The sequence below is a fragment of the Neobacillus sp. YIM B06451 genome, from assembly GCF_032667185.1.
GTDB lineage: Bacteria > Bacillota > Bacilli > Bacillales > Cytobacillaceae > Bacillus_D.
This window is the reverse complement of sequence record NZ_JAVFKJ010000001.1, coordinates 56,803-76,812: the sequence shown is the minus strand read 5'-3', so window position 1 is coordinate 76,812 and position 20,010 is coordinate 56,803. Positions and strand designations below refer to the sequence as shown.

The 20,010-nt window shown below is 46.2% G+C and carries 18 protein-coding genes; 5 read left to right on the top strand and 13 right to left on the bottom strand.

The window, feature by feature from the left end:
* The first annotated feature begins 191 nt into the window (after window positions 1–191).
* A complete protein-coding gene (locus tag RB160_RS00330) occupies window positions 192–500 on the top strand; it encodes a BC1872 family protein (protein ID WP_316568229.1) in 309 nt (102 codons plus the stop codon).
* 88 nt (window positions 501–588) lie between these two features.
* Here the strand turns inward: RB160_RS00330 and RB160_RS00325 are convergent, their stop codons facing one another.
* The 9 genes from RB160_RS00325 to RB160_RS00285 form a co-directional block, all read right to left on the bottom strand.
* Complete coding sequence (locus RB160_RS00325; RefSeq protein ID WP_316568228.1) at window positions 589–1,299, bottom strand: response regulator; 711 nt, start codon at window positions 1,297–1,299, stop codon at window positions 589–591.
* The gene (locus RB160_RS00320) at window positions 1,283–2,884 is read right to left on the bottom strand and encodes a sensor histidine kinase (RefSeq protein WP_316568227.1); all 1,602 of its coding nucleotides are present in this window, start codon (window positions 2,882–2,884) and stop codon (window positions 1,283–1,285) included. Before RB160_RS00320 ends, RB160_RS00325 begins: the two co-directional genes overlap by 17 nt.
* 100 nt (window positions 2,885–2,984) lie before the next feature.
* Complete coding sequence (locus tag RB160_RS00315) at window positions 2,985–4,511, bottom strand: tripartite tricarboxylate transporter permease (RefSeq protein WP_316568226.1); 1,527 nt, start codon at window positions 4,509–4,511, stop codon at window positions 2,985–2,987.
* A gap of 21 nt (window positions 4,512–4,532) precedes the next feature.
* Window positions 4,533–4,985, bottom strand: coding sequence for a tripartite tricarboxylate transporter TctB family protein (locus tag RB160_RS00310; RefSeq protein WP_316568225.1), 453 nt, complete (start codon window positions 4,983–4,985; stop codon window positions 4,533–4,535).
* Window positions 4,986–5,083: 98 nt separating this feature from the next.
* Window positions 5,084–6,109 carry a tripartite tricarboxylate transporter substrate binding protein gene (locus RB160_RS00305; protein ID WP_316568224.1) on the bottom strand — a complete coding sequence of 342 codons (1,026 nt, stop codon included), beginning with the start codon at window positions 6,107–6,109 and terminating at the stop codon, window positions 5,084–5,086.
* 268 nt (window positions 6,110–6,377) lie between these two features.
* Window positions 6,378–7,997, bottom strand: coding sequence for an ATP-binding protein (locus RB160_RS00300; RefSeq protein WP_316568223.1), 1,620 nt, complete (start codon window positions 7,995–7,997; stop codon window positions 6,378–6,380).
* A gap of 172 nt (window positions 7,998–8,169) precedes the next feature.
* The gene (locus tag RB160_RS00295) at window positions 8,170–9,969 is read right to left on the bottom strand and encodes a S9 family peptidase (RefSeq protein WP_316568222.1); all 1,800 of its coding nucleotides are present in this window, start codon (window positions 9,967–9,969) and stop codon (window positions 8,170–8,172) included.
* A gap of 91 nt (window positions 9,970–10,060) precedes the next feature.
* Window positions 10,061–11,470 carry a M20/M25/M40 family metallo-hydrolase gene (locus RB160_RS00290; RefSeq protein WP_316568221.1) on the bottom strand — a complete coding sequence of 470 codons (1,410 nt, stop codon included), beginning with the start codon at window positions 11,468–11,470 and terminating at the stop codon, window positions 10,061–10,063.
* Window positions 11,471–11,636: 166 nt separating this feature from the next.
* Window positions 11,637–12,911, bottom strand: coding sequence for a M20/M25/M40 family metallo-hydrolase (locus tag RB160_RS00285; RefSeq protein ID WP_316568220.1), 1,275 nt, complete (start codon window positions 12,909–12,911; stop codon window positions 11,637–11,639).
* An 86-nt stretch (window positions 12,912–12,997) separates the two neighbouring features.
* On the opposite strand from RB160_RS00285, the gene RB160_RS00280 reads away from it, so the two are divergent.
* Window positions 12,998–13,759 carry a hypothetical protein gene (locus RB160_RS00280; RefSeq protein WP_316568219.1) on the top strand — a complete coding sequence of 254 codons (762 nt, stop codon included), beginning with the start codon at window positions 12,998–13,000 and terminating at the stop codon, window positions 13,757–13,759.
* A gap of 6 nt (window positions 13,760–13,765) precedes the next feature.
* Here RB160_RS00280 and RB160_RS00275 read toward each other — a convergent pair whose 3' ends face one another.
* On the bottom strand, window positions 13,766–13,936 hold the full coding sequence (locus RB160_RS00275) for a hypothetical protein (protein WP_316568218.1): 171 nt from the start codon (window positions 13,934–13,936) through the stop codon (window positions 13,766–13,768).
* A gap of 299 nt (window positions 13,937–14,235) precedes the next feature.
* Window positions 14,236–15,414 carry a M24 family metallopeptidase gene (locus RB160_RS00270; protein ID WP_316568217.1) on the bottom strand — a complete coding sequence of 393 codons (1,179 nt, stop codon included), beginning with the start codon at window positions 15,412–15,414 and terminating at the stop codon, window positions 14,236–14,238.
* A 355-nt stretch (window positions 15,415–15,769) separates the two neighbouring features.
* On the opposite strand from RB160_RS00270, the gene RB160_RS00265 reads away from it, so the two are divergent.
* Window positions 15,770–16,408, top strand: coding sequence for a helix-turn-helix transcriptional regulator (locus RB160_RS00265; protein WP_316568216.1), 639 nt, complete (start codon window positions 15,770–15,772; stop codon window positions 16,406–16,408).
* Between the two features lie 54 nt (window positions 16,409–16,462).
* On the opposite strand, the gene RB160_RS00260 is transcribed toward RB160_RS00265, so the two are convergent.
* Window positions 16,463–17,074 (bottom strand): superoxide dismutase, encoded by a 612-nt coding sequence (locus RB160_RS00260; protein ID WP_316568215.1) that lies wholly within the window; start codon window positions 17,072–17,074, stop codon window positions 16,463–16,465.
* Between the two features lie 246 nt (window positions 17,075–17,320).
* On the opposite strand from RB160_RS00260, the gene RB160_RS00255 reads away from it, so the two are divergent.
* Both RB160_RS00255 and RB160_RS00250 read left to right on the top strand, forming a co-directional pair.
* Window positions 17,321–18,079, top strand: coding sequence for a YqcI/YcgG family protein (locus tag RB160_RS00255; RefSeq protein ID WP_316568214.1), 759 nt, complete (start codon window positions 17,321–17,323; stop codon window positions 18,077–18,079).
* Window positions 18,080–18,161: 82 nt separating this feature from the next.
* Window positions 18,162–18,728: a cysteine hydrolase family protein gene (locus RB160_RS00250; RefSeq protein ID WP_316568213.1), complete on the top strand. Its 567-nt coding sequence runs from the start codon at window positions 18,162–18,164 to the stop codon at window positions 18,726–18,728.
* Window positions 18,729–18,826: 98 nt separating this feature from the next.
* On the opposite strand, the gene trhO is transcribed toward RB160_RS00250, so the two are convergent.
* On the bottom strand, window positions 18,827–19,807 hold the full coding sequence (gene trhO, locus RB160_RS00245) for an oxygen-dependent tRNA uridine(34) hydroxylase TrhO (RefSeq protein ID WP_316568212.1): 981 nt from the start codon (window positions 19,805–19,807) through the stop codon (window positions 18,827–18,829).
* Window positions 19,808–20,010: the final 203 nt, after the last annotated feature.

Here is a 20,010-nt window from a genome sequence, read left to right as displayed (position 1 = left end):
CCAAGCTGAAGATATATTAAACATCCCATATATCGACAATTATAGCATGGAACGAAATTAATTTCACTATCGAAACTTTCGTTATCCGAAATAATTTTTTAAACTGTTTTCGAAGGTTAAATTTCCAAAAATTAAATCAGGTACAAGCTTGAAAAATGCTAAAATAGTATCATCTGACAAAAGGAGCGGACATGATGGATAAAACCGAGATTATTGCTAGGAGAATTATGGGCTGGAAACTGAACAGGTGGGACCGCTGGTACGATCCAGAGAACAAGGTTTTCATTCCCGTAGCCGATTTCCAGCCCTCTAACAATCTGGATAACGCCATGTCAATCATAAAGCGGCTGGAGCAGGCCGGATACACCTATGAAGCTACCAAAAAAAATGAAGTTTCCTTTAATGGATTCCGTGCCACTGGGGACACATTGGCTGAAGCAATTACGGAAGCCGCCTTTGCAATCGCTGACAACAGCTCAGTTGATGATGGCTGGTTTTAATATAATTCTTGCAGCACAATTGTCCCGGCAAATACCAACAGCCCGGCTTTCCACTATAGCCGGGCAACACTAAGAAACGATCTGAATCCTATTTTTCCTTCACCAAATAAATCCGTTCCGGCCTCCCAACTGTTCCATACGCCAAGTCCGCATCGACTTTTTCTTCAGATACCAAATACTCCAAATAGCGCCTTCCAGTTGTCCTGCTAACCCCGATTTCCATAGAAACTGATTCCGCCGTAAGCCCGGAATCGGCTTTTACAAGGACATCGAGGACTTTTTCAAGCGTACGCGGGTCAATGCCTTTTGGCAGCAGGGGTTTCTCCGCCACAACGACGCCGGCCTCTTTTCTTAAAAGCATATCTACCTGCTGCTGCGTAACATGGGAGGACTGCCTTCCAATAGTATGAAGCTGGGTGTAATAGTCTCGATACCGGACAAGCGATTGCTTAAATCGTTCAAAAATGACCGGCTTGATAATAAAATCAAAAACGCCAATCGTAACTGCTTCCTGGACTCGGTTAAATTCCTTTGTAGCGGTAATCATGATGACATCCATCTTCTTTTTTTGCTGCTTTAGCTCCCTTAACAAGTCCATGCCGTCCATATCGGGAAAATAAACATCCAACAGGACAAGATCGGGCTGCATGATGTCAATATAGCTTCTCGCCTCATTATAGCTCGCGGCAATCCCGACAGTCGTAAAGCCCCCGACTTGTTCAATAAACTTCTGCTGGATTTCCGCAATTCTTAAATCGTCTTCTATGATGAGTACTTCAATGTTATTGCCGCTGTCCATTCCGCTTCCCCCTTTTTGGCAGTGCTACGGTGAAAAGTGTCCCTTCCCCTTCAACGGAAGAAAAGGTGATGGTTCCGCCAAGGCTTCCCGCAGCATTTTTTACAAGGCTAAGACCAATTCCCTGGTTCGTTGATGAACGTTTCGTCGAAAAGCCTTCTTCAAAAATTTTGCCGCAGTCATCCGCTGGTATTCCTTTTCCGTTGTCCTCAATTTCTATAATCAAGTCCTTCCCCAAGTCGGTCAAAAATAAGGAAACTTTCTTCTCCTTGTCCTTGTTATTCTTAACCGCTTCAAATGCGTTATTAATGAGGTTCCCAATAATAGTAATCAATTTGTCTCTGCTGATTTCCGGGGGAACATCCTTAAAGGAACTGGACTCGTCCACATGAAACGTTAGTTTCAATTCACTTGCCAGGCTTGCTTTACCAAGAATGAACCCGGCAATTACTGGATCGGGCACTTCCCTCATCAAAAATTCGATAAAACCCTGTGCATGATCCATTTCATTCGAAATAAATTCGATTGCCTCTTTATACGAGCCGAGTTGGATTAGGCCCAAAAGTGTATAAAGCCGATTTGAATATTCATGTGTCTGTGCCCTAAGCCCCTCCGCATAGGATTTGATATGCGTCAGTTCCCTAAGGAGCTTCGATATCTCCGATTTATTCCTCAGGCTTGCAACAGCCCCTATTACCTCATTTTTGTGGTTAATAATTGGCACACGGTTAACAAAGAATGAACTTCCGTTAATGGTGAGCTCCTGGTCATATTCCGCCTTTCCGCTTTTTACAACGTTAAGAAGCTGGGAATTAACAATGACCTCTTCAATCCTTTTGCCTCTTAAAAGGACTTGATTTGGGACGTCCAGGATTTTATGGGCCGTTTCATTGACGACCGTTATTTTTCCTTCAGTGTCGATTGCGATGATGCCTTCGTAAATCGATTCAAGGATGGCGTGCTTTTCCTGGTACATCCAGGCAATTTCCTTTGGCTCCAGCCCAAAAATGGCTCTTTTAATATTTAAAGAGATTAACAGCGCTGCAACGATGCCGCCGAGCAAAATTGTGAGAGTCGCGAGGAATATTTTCTGTTGGACCTTTGAAACTTCCCTTTCTATATCGGTTTGAAGGTATCCGACTGAAACGACGCCAATGACTGTCCCATCATGGAAAATCGGTGCTTTACCGCGAAGAGATGGGCCAAGGGTTCCGGTAGATTCAGAGATAACAGACTCTCCTTTGAAGACCCGGACGTTGTCTCCTCCGACCATCGTTTGCCCAATCCTCAACGGATTCGGGTGGGAGTATCGAATTTCTTTCCTATTTCCGATAACAATAAATTCCGCATCAACCTTTTGCCTGATTTTCTCGGCGATAGGCTGGATAATAGCGGATGGATTTTCCGAAAAAAAAGCTCTTTGGATTTCCGGCATATTTGCGATGGACTGCGCTACTGAGAGGGCTTTGGTTCCTTTTTCATGTTTTAAATTCTCTTCCATTATCGTTTTAAACGTATATTCAAATATCCCGCCAATCAGCAGGATGACCAAGCTTATGCCGACCATCAACTTTGTATGTAAGCGCATAACAACCTCCCTCTTCTTACTATAATGAATCATGAATATTCTGCCAACAAGATACTTTTTTAAAAAAGCAAAAAAACTCCTCGAAAGGAGTTTTTGCATATCAAGCCTCTTCGTTTATGACTACCGTTTTTCCTTTAAGTTTCATCAATACTGGAATGATGAGCCACAATACGGTCATCAAAAGGAAAACGAGAGAGAGTGGCCTTGTGAAAAACGGAGTGAAGTCGCCGTTTGATATGGTCAGCGCCCTCCGTAAATTATTTTCGAGCATTGGCCCCAATACGACACCAAGAACAAGTGGGGCAATCGGATAATCATTTTTCCCAAGAAAGTAGCCGACAAGGCCGCAGAAGATGAGCAGCAGCAAATCATTGACTGAAACCTGGACCGCATAAACGCCGAAAATCGAAATGGCGATAATAATCGGTATCAAATACTTCTTTGGCGTCTGGATGATTTTCGCGAAAACTCTTACTAGCGGCAAGTTCAGCACTAGGAGCATCACGTTGCCGACAAACATACTCGCAATTAGCCCCCAGGCAACCTCGGGGTGGTTGTCAAATAGGAGTGGCCCCGGCTGCACATTGTACATCATAAACGCCCCCATCAGGATGGCTGTCGTACCGGAGCCCGGAATTCCGAGTGTCAAGAGAGGAATCATCGCTCCGCCTGATGCGGCATTGTTAGCCGATTCTGGAGCAGCAACCCCCTCAATCGCGCCCTTACCAAATTTTTCAGGGTTCTTCGAAATCTTTTTTTCAAAAAGATAGGAGAAAAAAGATGCTAGGGTCGCTCCCGCTCCGGGAAGTATCCCGATAAAAAAGCCAAGCAGTGAGCCCCTTGCAATCGGCGCGGCTGATTGCTTCAGCTCGGCTTTCGTCGGATACAGGTTCTTGATGGCGGCGGCTTGGGTATCCTCCGAATCCTTTTCCAAAATTGTCTTAAACACTTCTCCGAGAGCAAAAAGTCCGACAGCAATTGTCAGGAATTCAATTCCTTGATAAAGCCATGGCTGGTTGAATGTAAACCGGGCAATTCCCGACACGCTGTCAATCCCAATTGTTCCAACCAAAAGCCCCATAATGGTCATAATCAATGCTTTCGTCACTGACTTACCGGCCAGCCCGCTAACAGCGCCAAGGCCGAGGAGCATCAACGAAAAATACTCGGCAGGCCCGAACTTAAGGGCAACATTTGACAGTGGGGTTGCCAGCGCAACAAGCGCGATCAAGGTAAAAATCCCGGCGACAAACGAGCCGATTGCCGCAATGGACAAAGCGCTTCCGGCCCGCCCATTTTTCGCCATTTGGTAGCCATCAAGCGTTGTAACGACCGAGGAAGATTCTCCAGGGGTATTTAACAAAATCGACGTCGTCGACCCACCGTACATCGCTCCATAATAAACGCCCGCCAAAAGAATAATCGCACTTGTTGCAGCCTGCTCGGGAGGCAAATTCCCGGTAATCGACGCTGTAACCGGAATGAGGAGCGCGACTCCACTCATTGGCCCGATTCCGGGCAAAACCCCTACGGCAGTGCCAATTAAAACCCCGACAAATGCAAATATCAGATTGTACCATATTAATGCCGTACCGAATCCATCCGCTAAATACTGTATAACGTCCACTTTACCTTCTCCTTCCCTTATCTAAAACCAAACCGGCCAGCCAGGAAGCGTTCCTTTAAGCACTTCGACAAACATAAAATATACCCCATATGAAAAAATGGCTGAAATGATTAAGGAAACCACCCATTTGGAACGCTCCATTACCTGGAAGCAAACAAAGAGAAACACAAATGTCGTGATGACATAGCCGATTATCTCCAAGGTAAGTGCGTAAATAATCGTTGCTGCAAAAATGATAAGGAATGGTTTGTAGTGGATTTTTTCCTTTTTACCGCCGCTGTTCTTCCTTTTAAAAGTCTCATAGAAAAGCCGTATGCTCAAAAGGATAAGCAATACTCCCAAGGAGAAAGGAAATATATCGGGGCCTACACTGCTTCCGTACGCCGAGGCGGCCAGCTTTTTGCTGCCAACCGCGAAGGCGAGGCCGACCGCAAGAAAAAGAACCGATGCTATCCGATCAAACTTGTTTTCCATTGTAATTCCCCCTCGCATCCCCTGAAGTTTCCATTTTAATTACAGCAAGGGACAAAATTTAAAAGGGGGAAGGAGAAGAGACTCCTTCCCTCAATATCCTATTTTTGCATTCCGAGTGCTTCAAGAAGCTTCTGTACCTGGCCTTCCTGATCCTTCAAAAACTGTTTGAAATCCTCGCTGTTTTTGTATTCCAATTCCCAGCCCTGTGATTCAACCTCTGTTTTCCATTCAGGAGTTTCAACGAGCTTGGCGATTGTCTTGTCCCAATAATCTTTTGCGTCATCAGACATTTTCTCCGGTCCGAATACGCCGCGCCAAATCGTAAACTCAGCGTCTACTCCCTGTTCCTTCGCGGTAGGAACATCAGCATAGTCCCCTTCAAGGCGTTCAGAAGAAGTAACAGCAAGAACCTTTACCTTCCCGGCCTTCACGAATTCCTTAACGCTCGACGCGTCCGTACCAATGACATCGGCATTGCCTCCTAGAAGAGCGGTAATCGCTTCGCCGCCGCCATCATAGGAAACATATTTTACCTTCGATGGGTCAATTCCATATTCAAAGGCAGGCAGAATGGAAATCAAGTGGTCCATTGAACCAGGTGCCGATCCCCCTGCGAATGTCAGCTTGGCAGGGTCCTTTTTCACCTCATCCAAAACCGATTTCAAATCAGTAAACTTGGAATCCGCCTTAACGACAATCGCTCCATAATCACGTGTCAATTGGGCCAAAGGCGTCGTGTTCGCATACCCATACGGGCTGTTTCCTTCTTTTTTAAGATTGTTGATAATTATCGGTGGTGAATTAACAAACAGCATTTGGTTGTTGGATGCTTGCTGGGTTGCATACTCGGCCATAAAGACCGCACCGCCGCCGCCCGGCTTATTTTCTACCGTCATTGGCTGCTTGACCAATTTTGTTTCACTAAGAATCTTTGTAAACGAACGTGCGGTTAAATCCCATCCGCCACCCGCGCCGGATGGAGCAACTACCGTTATGGCTTTGTTAGGATAATCAGATCCACTTTTTTTCTTTCCCCCTGCAGTTTCCTTTTCACTGCATGCCCCCAGACTTAATGCGAGTACCCCCGCCGCTGCTAAAAGCGAAAATTTCTTCCATGCTTTCATACATATCCCCCTTTTAAATTGAAAACGCTTTCTTAATTTTATTAAAAATTTTGATAATTTGAATATTATAAATATAAATTGCATTAAAAACTTAATCTTCATTTTGTTCATTTTGTTCACTCGAGAGATTCGCCGCCTAAAAACATGTTTGATGAGGACGCCTTCCGATTTCCCTCAGTTGCATTTTCTTAAATAGAAAAAGCCTCCGTGATGGAGGCAATAAACTTGGTTTTTAAAAAATAATTAACACAAATAAATTGGTAGGCTTTCATCCCGCAAGAGGCAACGTGATTGTGATGAGCGTCCCCTCATTCACCTGGCTCTGATAATGAATACTCCCATTATGCTGCTTAATGATTTTATGGCAAATCATCAAGCCCAGGCCCGTCCCTTTCTCCTTCAAGGTGTAAAAAGGCTCGCCAAGGCGCGGAAGAATCTCCTCGGGAATGCCGCAGCCATCGTCCTGAATAGTAATAACACATTTCCCGGTTCGATCTTTTCGGAGCATGATATGGATTTCCCCTCCGTCCTCCATCGCTTCCATGGCATTTTTAAAAATGTTCAGGAACACCTGCTTGACCTGATTCTTTTCACAAATTATGAGGCATTCCGGCTCTTCATACCGAAAACTGAATTGGACATCCTTTAAATGCGCCTCTGGCGAAAGGGTGTCAATTGTATTTTCAATGATATCCCTAATATTTGCCTTGTCCATTGTAATTGCCTGCGGCTTGCCTAGCGACAGCATTTCGCTCGTGATTGTTTCAATCCTGCTCAATTCATTTAGAATCAAATCATTAAACTTAAAAGCCGGGTTTTCTGCCTTATAAAGCTGGATAAATCCCTTAATCGTTGTCAGGGGATTGCGGATTTCGTGGGCAACCCCTGCCGCTAGCTCGCCGACAACCGAGAGCTTCTCCGACCGCAACAGGATTTCTTCGGCTTTTTTCCGTTCAGAAATATCCCTGCTCACGATGACAATGTGCTCGATTGAATCGTTTTCTTTTACTGGCATGAGGCGGGATTCAAAGTCAATCCAGCGTCCGTCTTTATGGCGCAATCTCAATTCAACCGAAAGGGTCTCTTTTTTTTGAAAAACTTCTTCAACCGCCTTACGGGAGGAATCAAAATCATCCGGATGGATTGTACTCACTATCCCCATTGCGTCAAGCTCTTGGAAACTGTAGCCCAACGCGCTTCCATGGGATGGGGAGAGATAGGTAAAGGATCGATCCTTGCCCAAAACGGAAATGAGGTCTGAGGTGTTTTCGGCAATAACCCGGTACTTTCGCTCGCTCTCTATCAAACTCTTCTTAATAGCCTGCTTTTCGGCAATAGTCCTATGAAGCTTCTCATTCGCTTCAATAAGGAGTCCTCCAAGCAGAACCCCGAGCAGGATAAATAGCAAGTATTCAAAGTGGAAAAAGAAATCATGCCTGAATATATTAAATGCGAATGGAACAATGGCAATGTAAATGCCGGTATAGGCCACATAAAGAATGAAACATTTCAGGAACGGACTGAAAATGGAATATCTTCGATGAATGAGCGTAAATGCCCCCATAATCACAAGCCAGCCTACGACCGCCGGTGGCCAGTTCGGGCTTTCCAACAGCCTGGACATAAGGGAAATTCCTCCTGCTAACAGTCCCGGAAAAGGACCAAGATAGGCAAAGACGAGGATGAGTACCGCGTAACGGATATCATATAAATATCCCTGTTCGTGTATGGAAAGATACACCAGTACAGAGGATACAATTCCTGCATACAGACCTGCAAGAAAACGACAATGTTTCATTTGAATGGGCTTCATGAACGAACGAATTACTAAAGGAATGCTGACCATCATTGAAAAAATTGAAAGGTTTATCATATAATCCAGCAACATCCAATCGCCCCAATCCTTACCCTGAAGTGATATTCCTATTTTCAGTAAATCACAAATTTCGGTATTTTTATACATTTTTTTCTAAAAAAATAGCCCCCGCTCAGTTTCCTGGCGGGGGTTGCAAAACGGTAGATGGGATTGTTTTCTTTTTGCTTATATAATCTGTCTTTATTTACATAACGGCTGTCGCTGCCTTCCCAATGTGTTCGTCAAGGAAGTCGGCAACGCCTGTATAGGCGGTAATGTTGTTTTTCAATTTTACAAAGAAATGGCCTTCATCCTCAAAACGGATGTACTGGACTGGATGGTTCCGGGCTTTCAATTCATTGACCATCTGCTCGGTTTCCTCGATCGGCACACGCGGGTCGTTCGCACCGTGGAGCATCATGACTGGGCATTCAATGTCCTTCGTCCGGTACAGCGGATCAATTTCATCAAAGAAATCGCCATCTGCTTCGATGCTGCCGTATTCGGCTTCCCTTAGCTTGCGGCGCCAAACGCTCGTATTTTCCAGGAACGTGCGGAAGCTTGATATCCCGACGATATCAATTGCCGCCGCCCAAAGCTTCGGATAATGGGTGATGGCGGCAAGAACCATGAAGCCTCCATAGCTCCTTCCCATGATGGCGATTTTATCGGGATCGGCGTTTCCTTCCTCCTTCAGCCAATCGACAAGCGCTACGAGATCCTTGACTGAGTCCATCCTCTTCCTCACATCGTCCAGGTGGGAATAGCTCTTCCCATACCCGGTGCTTCCCCTCACATTCGGCGTGCACACCGCATACCCTCTGCTCAAGAAATATTGCAGGAACGGATTATAGACCGCGCGAATTTGCGACTCGGGACCGCCATGGACAAACACCACGACCGGCAGCTTCCCTTCGGCATTTTTCGGCCTGTAATAAAAGGCTGGCACCTCAAGGCCATCAAACGATGTAAATGTAATTAACTCTGGCGCGATGAGCTGTTCCTCGACAACCGGCAGGCTCGATACGAAGGTTAGCCTTCTGGTATTCTTTGATTCTATTTCCAGCTCCCATATATCGGATGGCTGGGTCGCGCCGTTCAGCACATATGCCAGCTTTTTGCTGTCCGGTGAAAAAGAAAGCTCGGTAATCACTCCGGCCGGTGTTTCCCATGTTTCAATGGAACCCGCTTCAAGATGATAAAGAACTCCTTTTGAAATTCCACCCTCATTCACCGTATAGGCAAGGACGCTCTTATCCTTGCTTATCGCAAGGCCTTCAAGGTCCCATTCCCTCTCGTCAAGCCACGCCAGTTCTTTTGTTTCAACCGTAATGGCGGCCAAGGCGGTGAATTCACGATCCTTGTTTGTCAAAACGTAAATGGCCTTTCCATCCTTGCTGAATTCGGGGTTTTCAAATTTCGCTTCACCTTCATGGACGGTCAGCCAGGAAACTTCCCCGCTTTCAAGATTGAGGAGGCCAAGGTCATTATCAAGATTTGTGTTGACTCTGTCAATCAGGAGAGATTGGCCATCAGGGGACCATTTAACCGCATGATACATGCCGTCCCCCTCGAAAATCTTTTTACATTCTAACGTTTCAAGGTTTTGGATATAAATATCAAACTGTGCCGCGTTCCTCCGGTTGCTCGCCCACGCAATCCAGCTTCCATCTGGGGAGCTTCCGCCATAGTGATGGATATGTTCAGGAGAATCGGTAAGCGGCACAAGGGTTCCGTCGTCATTTAACAGGAACAGCTGCTGCTTTTCGTTCACTCCGGCGTCCATTCCGATAATGCGTTTGACCGTTCCGGCTATGTAGCTGACAAACATAATTCTTTCTTCCGTAAACGAGTTTTGCGAAGGCCAGCCGCCATTCAGGCTGAGCTCCCACACTTGTGGCAGGCCGGTATTATCGGTGATGAAACTGATTCTCGTGCCATCCGGGTGGTAAATCGGCTTCTTCGCCGTCCGGACATGCAAAAATGGCTGAATTCCTATTGTCATTTTGGTTTGGTCCTTTCTCTTAAAAACTATTTTTAATTTGGATGTTGATTTCCTCTCCGGGCACACGCTTTCCGCGGGGGGGTCTGTATAATTAAGCTTCGATGGTTTCGGCGGCAAGCTTTATGGCTTCCGGGAATCCAGCAAGCATATGGGCCATGTGGACAATTCCCTGTTCGAAGTCAGCCAGGCGGATCGATTCATTCGGCGCGTGAGCCTTTGATTTCACCCAACCCACCCCGGTGCTGACGATCGGCAACTGAAGCATTTCGCCGAAAATATACATTGGCCCTGTACCGGCGGAATTCGGCGCAATGACGCTTCCAGCTTCGTACACGTCATTTGCGGTCGCGATAACATGCTGAATGAATGGATGGTTATAATTCGAACGGTATGCTTTCTGTCCGTTCAGAGATGTAACCTTTACATCATGGAAGCCGTGCTTTTCCAAATGCTTTTCAACACAGTGCAGGATATGGTCCGGATCCTGGCCCGGAACTAGCCTGCAATCGACCTTAGCTTTCGCGCTTTTCGGAAGGACGGTTTTCGATCCTTCCCCGGTATAGCCGCTTTCCAGTCCGCAAATCGTCATTGTTGGATGGAAAACCATCGCTTCTCTCGGGTCCTCGCCCTTGGCTGCCGTAATGAGCGGCCGTTTCAGCCCGTAAAGAGTTGCGGTTGCCTCTTCATCAAATGGGAGCGCCCTGACCGCCTCCAGTTCTTCTTCAGTCGGCGGGATAATTCCGTCATAAAAGCCTTCTACCAGTATCTCATTCCATTCGTTCCGCATTGTCGCAAGAGCCTGGACCAACCGCCATGCCGCGTTATCCACATAGGCGCCAACAGACGAGTGCATATCAATATCGGCACCGATACAGGAAAGTTCGAGGTACGCCATCCCTTTTATGCCGGCGACCATATTGATCCGCTCTTCGCCATCCTTTCCGCCAAACTCCCAAATGCAAGCATCAGCCGCAAACAAATCCTTGTATTTTTCCAAATAAGGCGCAAGATTCGGGCTTCCGATTTCCTCTTCGCCTTCAATTAGGAATTTAATATTGCATGGAAGTCCGCCTTCCGCTTTTTGCAGCACGTTGATGGCTGCAAGTCTTGCGACAAGATCGCCCTTATTGTCCGCTACTCCGCGCGCATAGAGGATTCCATCGACAATGACCGGGTTGAACGGTTCGGAATGCCACTCCTCAAGCGGCTCCGGCGGCTGGACATCGTAGTGGTTATAGAACAAAAGCGTCTTTTCAGGGTCTCCGCCTTCTCCGGCCGGGAAAAAGGCGTAAACAACCGGATTGCCACCAAGGTCATCGAGAACTTGGGCTTCACCACCCGCATCCTGGATCATATTCACAACAAAAGCAACCGTTTCAGGAATCGCTTTTTTTTTGGCAGAAATCGTTGGCAGCCTCAAATACTCTTTTAAAAGATCAACCGCCCCCGGCACCTGCTCCTTCGTATAGTTTTTCAAATCCTCCAACTGTAGCCTGGCCATAAACCTGCCCCCTTTTAAAAATATGTAAATAAATATTTCGACACCCGAAGCACTAATTCCTTCTAGTTTTCTAAATGTTCTTTTAAAAATGATTTGGTTGATAGAATCATCGGTGGACTCAAAATGGAAAAAGGAGAGGCGGCGATTAATCCGTCTCCCCCTCCTATCACCGCTTTGGTAAAAGAGGCTGGCTTACCCCTTCGACGCCGACAAGACCGAGTATAGTTAAAAAGATATTTTGCACTCCTTGAAATGCGCCGGTTGGCTCGTAATATTCCTCTAGGGTATGGCAGCCGCCGAAGGCTCCTCCCCCGCCGAGTGTAACCGCCGGGATGTCAAGGCTGATCGGGACATTGGAATCCGTGCTCACCGGTCCGTTCAATATAGGATCAAATCCAAGCGCGGAGGATGCAGCCATTGCCGCCTGAACGATCCTGCTGTCCTCGGGCTGCGAACCAGCGGGCCTATCCCCGACAAGCTTAATATCTACCCTAATTGAGTCGGTATCCCAACGCCTGTTTTCCGCCTCAGCCGCTTCCCTTACAATTCCAAGTGCCTTCTCCTCAACCTCGGCAAGGGCATCAGGTGATACAGAACGTAAATCAAGGAGCATGTCGGCGCTTGCTGAAATCGTATTGACCGATGTTCCTCCATTAATCGTCCCAACGGTAAATGTCGTTTTCGGTTCAGCAGGGGTCTCGATATCACTAATCCCCGCAATCGCTCGACCCAAGGCATGGATTGCGCTTGGCTTTCCAAAATCCCCGAAGCTGTGCCCGCCTGGACCAGTATACGTTATATGATAGCGCCGGCTTCCGGTGCCAAGATACGTAATCCGTTCGGGGCTGCCCGGCTCGATTGAAATGAAACCATCAATACCGTTGTTATTTTCAAACAATGCTTTGACTCCGTTCAGGTCACCAAGGCCTTCTTCCCCAACGGTTGCGCCAAATAGGATGTCCCCAACAGTATGTATGCCTGATTTTTCAAAAGCCCGGAGCAATGTCAGGACTGCGGCAAGCCCGCGCCCATCATCGGCAATGCCCGGCGCATAAATCCTTCCATCCCGCTGCTTCGCCTTCACATCGGTCCCTTCAGGAAAAACGGTGTCAAGATGGGCGCACACAACAAGCGTCGGCCCATTGCCGCTCCCTTTCCGGATGCCAAATACGTTCCCTTGTTTGTCAGTCGTGACATTTTGAAGGCCGTACCCGATTAATCTCCGTTTGTAGTCCAATCCGCGGACCGACTCATCGAACGTAGGTGCCGGAATCTCAGTTATTGAAATTTGCTCGCTTGTCGTATAATCATTATCCTGCTCCAGGAAATCCAACCCTTGCTGAACGAATGCATCTTTGACAAGCGATTCATAAATGCCTTTTACATGTTCGGAAATCAGCTCAACTGGATTTTCCTCGGCCAGCTTCAACTCTTTTGCCATTTTTCCTACCTCCCGTGTTGTCATAGGCTAACAACTTTAACTATACTCCGATAATTCAGAAAATTAAACAACAATGCTTTTGGATTATGTATAGTTTTTTTAAAATCCCTTATTTCAGTGACTTCCTTTTCGAATTTTGCCAAATCAATATCACTCATCTGGATTTGAGTGACTTCCTTTCTGGATTTTGCCTAAACAATGTCACTTATCTGGATTTGAGTGACTTCCTTTTCGGATTTTACTCGAACAATGTCACTCATCTGGATTTGAGTGACTTCCTTTTCGAATTTTGCCTAAACAATGTCACTCAACGCGTTTTGAATGACTTCCTTTCTGGATTTTGCCTAAACAATGTCACTTATCAGGATTTGAGTGACTTCCTTTTCGGATGTTACTCGAACAATGTCACTCATCTGGATGTGAGTGACTTCCTTTTCGGATTTTACTCGAATAATGTCACTCATCTGGATTTGAGTGACTTCCTTTTCGAATTTTGCCCAAACAATGTCACTCATCCTGGTTTGAGTGACTTCCTTTCTGAGTTTTGCCCAAACAAAGTCACTTATCTGGATTTGTGTGACTTCCTTTTCGGATTTTGCCCAAACAAAGTCACTTATCCCGATTTGAGTGACTTCCTTTCTGGATTTTGCCTAAACAATGTCACTCAACGCGTTTTGAATGACTTCCTTTCTGGATTTTGCCTAAACAATGTCACTCAACGCGTTTTGAGTGACTTCCTTTCTGGACTTTACTCGTACAATGTCACACAACGGGATTTGAGCGACTTCCTTTCTGGATTTTGCCCAAACAAAGTCACTCAACGGGGTTTGAGTGACTTCCTTTCCTGATTTTTCCTAATCAATGTCACTCAACGGGGTTTGAGTGACTTCCTTTTCAGGTTTTGCCCAATCAATGTCACTCAACGCGTTTTGAGTGACTTCCTTTTTTAATTTTACCCGTACAATGTCACTTAACGGGATTTGAGTGACTTCCTTTTCGGATTTTGCCCAATCAATGTCACTCAACGCGATTTGAGTGACTTCCTTTCCTGATTTTTCCTAATCAATGTCACTCAACGCGATTTGAGTGACTTCCTTTCCTGATTTTTCCTAATCAATGTCACTCAACGCGATTTGAGTGACTTCCTTTTCGGATTTTGCCCAATCAATGTCACTCAACGGGATTTGGTGCGACATCTTTTCGGGATTTCTGCTAATCTTTGTCCTTTAGGCACTTCTATTTCGCCAAACACATTTCCAAAAAGTTTACCCGCCAAAAAGAAAGAGAGAAATCTTCAAGATCCTCTCCTCCACAAAAATGCAGTTTAATAGCAAATCATCGATGCGAAGTCCCTTGGATAATAAGTCAGCATTTCCATGCCGTTTTCGGTTACGTGGACGGTGTCGGAATGCCTGAACCCGCCGAGGCCCCTGACATAAATTCCCGGTTCTACAGTAAATACCATTCCCGGCTGCATGATCGTCTGGTCGCCTAGATCAAAAAATGGCGCTTCGTGTCCCAAAAGCCCTATTGCATGTCCCGTATGGTGTTGGACAAGATGCTCGACCCCCGACTCCTTCCAGAACTTTTGAACGGCCTGTTCGACAACGGAACACGGTTCGCCAGGCTTGATTGCGGCGAATGCGACCTCCTGGGCATCGTACATGATGTGAAAATATTTTTCCTGCTCTTTGCTCGCTTCCTGGACAAACATCGTTCTTTCCAACTCACTGTGGTAGCCCCAAACATCCGCCGCAGCTCCGGTTACAAGTGTATCGCCTTTTTTCAAAATAAGGTTTTGGGTCACGGCGTGAGGGAAGGCTGACATTTCCCCTACCTGGCCGCGGAAAATGGCGTAAGCCGTCCTTCCATGAGGGCGGTAGTCTTTCCCTAGCGTTTCAATCATTGCCATTGTTGCTTCAGTGGACGCCTTGCTCGTAATCTCGATTTCACTCAATCCCGGCTTTGAATATTTTTGCAGAAGGCGGTGGGCGAGATTCCCCCAACGGCACGATTCCTTGATCAATTCTATTTCGGCCGGGGACTTGATGAACCTCATCTCTTCCACAAGGCCTTTCAAGGAGACAAATTCCGCTTCGAGGAAATCGCTTACTGCCGGCCCGCGATACCCCATCGATGATCCATAGCCAATTGCGTCATAGCCTACAGCCTTTCCGGTAATACCAGCTTCCGTAAGGGCATCCTTTAAATACTCCATCGGATGGCGAAGCCCCGGATATTCAGGATATGAATGGACATGGTCAACAACTGCAAACTCCTCCGCATGCTCATGCTCGAGTGCCGGGACAAACAGATGTGTCTTATGGTTCGGGTCCACAAAAAAGCCGATCGGCCTCTCGGTTGGGTGAAAGTGGAAGTTCGTCAAATAAAAAATATCCGTCACGCTGAACAAAATTGCGCAATCCGCTTTCCTCTGGCCAAGCTCCGTGATAAACTTCCGCTGCCTTTCAAGAATCTCTGATTTCGGAATGGATAAAAGCATACATTCTCATCTCCTTTGTTTTTCTTTTAAAAGCGTTCTCTTAAGCTTATAAAAAGGAGTCCGGAATCGGTTCTACCCAATAACCCGTTAAGACTTGGAAGTATCACAAAGAGATTTCCGAATTATCCTCCTTTTCTGAAATTAATAAACGTTCTTCCATTTGTCAATATTATTTCGACTGCCTAAATACATAAAACAACTGAAAATCAAAAATTGCCCGCAATAGTAGAAAGGCTTCGATTCAGGCCCCATTTCCCATTGCCTTTCCATTTTTTATACTTTAATGTATAATTAGTTGATTTTAACCGTACCCAGCGAGCCGGTCTGCGGTTTTTAACAGGAAGGGGTGATGAGGATGGCGGAGCTAAGGAAACCCACTAAGGAAAGAATTCTTGAATTATTAAAGAAGGAAACCAGCATGACGGTCGTATCTCTTACAAACCATCTGAATATCACCCATATGGCAATTCGGAAGCATCTGAATGTCCTTGAAACGGATGGGTTGGTCAATTCACGCGAGGCTAGGCAGCCGATGGGCAGGCCGCTACAAATCTATTCTTTGTCAGCTAAAGGAGAAGCTCTATTCCCTAAAAATTATGAAGGGATTACCCTTGAATTCCTTCAGGATATCCAGGAATTATACGGGGAAGACGCCGTAAAAGATCTTTTCCAAAAAAGGGAGAAACGCCTGACAGATGAGTATTCGCGGAAAATCGGCGAGAAATCGAATCCGGATAAAATTAAGGAAATTGTCAGCCTTCAAAATGAAAAAGGCTATATGGCCGCAGCCACAAAAATTGACGATCACACGTACGAGCTGGTCGAATACAACTGCCCCATCCTTGCGGTTGCCAACCAATATAAGACAGCCTGCAAGTGCGAAACACAAATGCTGAAGAATGTCCTTAAGACGGAAAACATCAACCGGATTAGCTGCAAAGCGGACGAGGATGACCACTGCCGATTTAGAATCGGGTTTACCGTAAATAAATAAAAAAACACTTTTAGAAGGGAGATCCCCGTCCTAAAAGTGTTTTTTTGTTGTTACTTATTTCGCCGCGGAATAAAGCTTGTTCACTTCCTCCCAGTTGATCACATTGAAGAATGCTCCGATGTAATCAGGGCGTTTGTTTTGATATTTCAGGTAATAAGCATGCTCCCAAACGTCAAGTCCGAGGATTGGAGTCTTGCCTTCCATGAGCGGGCTGTCTTGGTTTGGCGTGCTTGTCACAGCCAATTTGCCGTTATCGACAACTAGCCAAGCCCAACCAGAACCAAAACGGGTTGTTGCAGCTTTCGTGAACTCTTCTTTGAATTTATCATAGCTTCCGAATGCTTCATTGATTGCATTCGCAACTTCGCCAGTCGGAGCGCCGCCGCCATTTGGCGAAAGAAGTGTCCAGAACAGGCTGTGGTTCGCGTGGCCGCCGCCGTTGTTGCGTACAGCAGTGCGGATGTTTTCTGGAACCGCATCAAGATTCGCGATTAGCTCCTCGATTGTTTTACCGGAAAGATCATCATGGCCCTCAAGCGCCGCGTTCAGGTTGTTCACATATGTCGCATGGTGGCGATCATGGTGGATTTCCATTGTTTGCGCATCGATATGGGGCTCAAGCGCGTCGCTTGCATAAGGCAATGCAGGTAGTTCGTATTTAGCCATTTTCCAAATCCCCCTCTATGTAATAATAGTACGATTTGATTATAAAACTGTCTTCTTACTTTTTCAACTAATAAGTATAAAAACCCATGTGTAGGCCTCCAACTTGCCGCTGCATCCGGCCTAGGCTGCTTCCTTTGCTAATCTCCTTTAAAGTTCATACTTTCCTTTACTAATGCTTTTTTAAAGAAGCCCCGACTCACTCCGAAAAGATCTCTGAATACTCTAATGGGGAGAGGAGGGCCGTATATGGGTTTATATAAGCAAGAGGAAGTCGCAGGGCTGGAGATGGAGCTATGGAAAAAGGATGCAGTACAGAAATTTTCGGAAAAAGTAAGCCATAAGGAAAGGCCATTTCCTTGCATACCAGCTACCATTGGCCAGCACCTCGGGCACTTCAGATTTCAATTTCTGCCTCACCCCAAGGAGGCCGATTCAACTGCCAAACTGGCACTAACACTAGGAGAATATGCTAGGAGATACAGGGAGTACGGAAACTATACTTCCCTCGTTCTATTTTATAAAGATACTGACCAGGATATTTTAAGTGTTGCACAATATGAGCAGTTCTTTTGGGAACAATTGAAGGAGTGCTCCCGGCTTGACTCTGCCAAATGGCCGGCCCATATACCTGTGGATGCCGGGAATCCATTATGGGAGTACTGTTTTAATGGAGAGCAGTTTTTCGTATACTGCGGAACTCCCGCGCACCAACAGAGGCAAAGCAGGCATTTTCCTTATCTAATGCTCGCCATAACACCGAGGTCCGTTCTGGTGGAATTTAATTCGGTGGAGGCTCGCGCCGCGAAATTCAAGGCGGATATCCGGAAACGTCTTGCCGCTTATGATCGCGCTCCGATACATCCGGATTTGAATACGTACGGAAATGAAAACAATTTTGAATGGAAACAATACTTCCTCAGGGATGACGAATCAAGTCCTGGAAGCTGTCCCTTCCATCATTTTTTAAAAAGCAGGGAAAAAGTGAAGGTTGAGGGTGAAGAATAACATTCAGCATGCCTCTTGGGCATGTTTTTTGTGGCCGGAGGAAACCTATATTGCAGAGAAACATTAATAAGGAGGAACTTTTTTGCGACAACTATTCGATAAACCGGCTCTGCTCATCCTCGACGTCCAGAAGGGTTTTGACGACCCTTATTGGGGAGAGCGGAACAATCCCGAGGCAGAGGAAAATATTTATAGGCTTCTGGCAGAATGGAGGAAGCGGGAATGGATTGTCGTTTACTCGCAGCACCTCTCCCTGCTGCCCGACTCGCCGCTGAACTATAAAAATGGCATCAATATTGAAATAAAGGAGCCCCTCCGGCCGCTTAAAGGCGAAACGGTGTTCACGAAAAATGTCAACAGCGCGTTCATCGGGACTCCTTTGGAGGAATTTTTAAAAGGGCATCAGATTAAAACGCTTGTGATTACCGGCTTTTCGACCCAACATTGCGTTTCAACGACAACAAGGATGGCCGGCAATTTAGGGTATTCGAACTTCCTCGTTTCGGATGCAACCGCAGCGTTCGAAATTACCGGCCCCGACAACGTAAGGCATCCCGCCGAAGAACTTCATAAAATCGAATTGGCGATGCTTCATAAGGAGTTTGCGACCATCACCACAACGAACGAGATTCTTGAATCGATTGGATGATATAGCCGAACCAAAACCCGCTTTTGCGGCTGAACGAATTTTATATCCTATCCCTTTAAAAAGGGACAAACCCGTTAAAGGTTCGTCCCTTTGTTTTTTTATTCACCTGCATGGTGGACCGGCGCTTCTTCACCAAGCTCTTTTAAGCGCTCGGCAACTTCCGTTTCGGTTAAACCATGTTCTTTTACATAAAGGTTCCGTGGATGAACACGGCACTCGTGCGTACATCCGCGCATATACTTGTGCTCGTTTTCCTCGGAGCATAGGATTTGCTTGTTGCATTCAGGGTTGGCGCAGTTTACATAGCGCTCACATGGTTCGCCAGTAAAATAATCCTTCCCGACAACAACATGTTCAACCTGGTTAATCGGCACGGAAATCCTTTCGTCAAAGACATACATTTTTCCGTCCCACAGCTGCCCCTTCACCTCAGGGTCTTTTCCATAGGTCGCAATCCCGCCATGAAGCTGGCTGACATCTTCAAAGCCTTCCTTCTTCAGCCAACCTGAGAATTTTTCGCAGCGGATGCCTCCTGTGCAATAAGTAAGGATTTTCTTGCCTTCGAACTGATCCTTGTTTTCCCTGATCCAGTCAGGAAGATCGCGGAACGCCTTGATGTCAGGGCGAATGGCGCCGCGGAAATGGCCCAGGTCATACTCGTAATCATTCCGGGCATCGATTACAACTGTTTCCGGATCCTGCATCGCTTTAAAAAATTCCTTCGGTTCCAAATAATTCCCGGTTAGTTCATTTGGGTCGACATCGTCTTCGAGCCTCAGGGTAACGAGCTCGGCCCGCGGGCGGACGTGCATTTTCTTAAACGCATGTGTATCCGATTCGTCAATTTTGAAAACCATATCGGCAAAGCGCTCGTCTCCCCGCATCGCCTTCATATATGCATCGGTTTGTTCAACCGTACCGGAAACCGTGCCGTTGATGCCTTCCTCGGCAACAAGGATACGTCCCTTCAGGCCAAGCTCCTTGCAGAACGCCAGATGCTGGTCGGCAAATTCCTCAGGATTGTCAATGTGCACATATTTATAATAGAGCAAAACTCTATATGGGTGTGAATTTGTCATTTTCCTTACTCCAATCTAAGTAGTCTATCTAATAACGCTAATAGTCAGCGTCTGGACATTTTTATACCAAAAGGCATAAAAACATTGTATAAAAAAATCCTCTTTTTTTCAATATGGCCCGTTATTCGCCAGTTTTTTTCGAAATATTTGCGGATTTTCCGAGAGCTTTTCCTTGTTCGCGAAGGTTTGCCACCTGTTCGGAA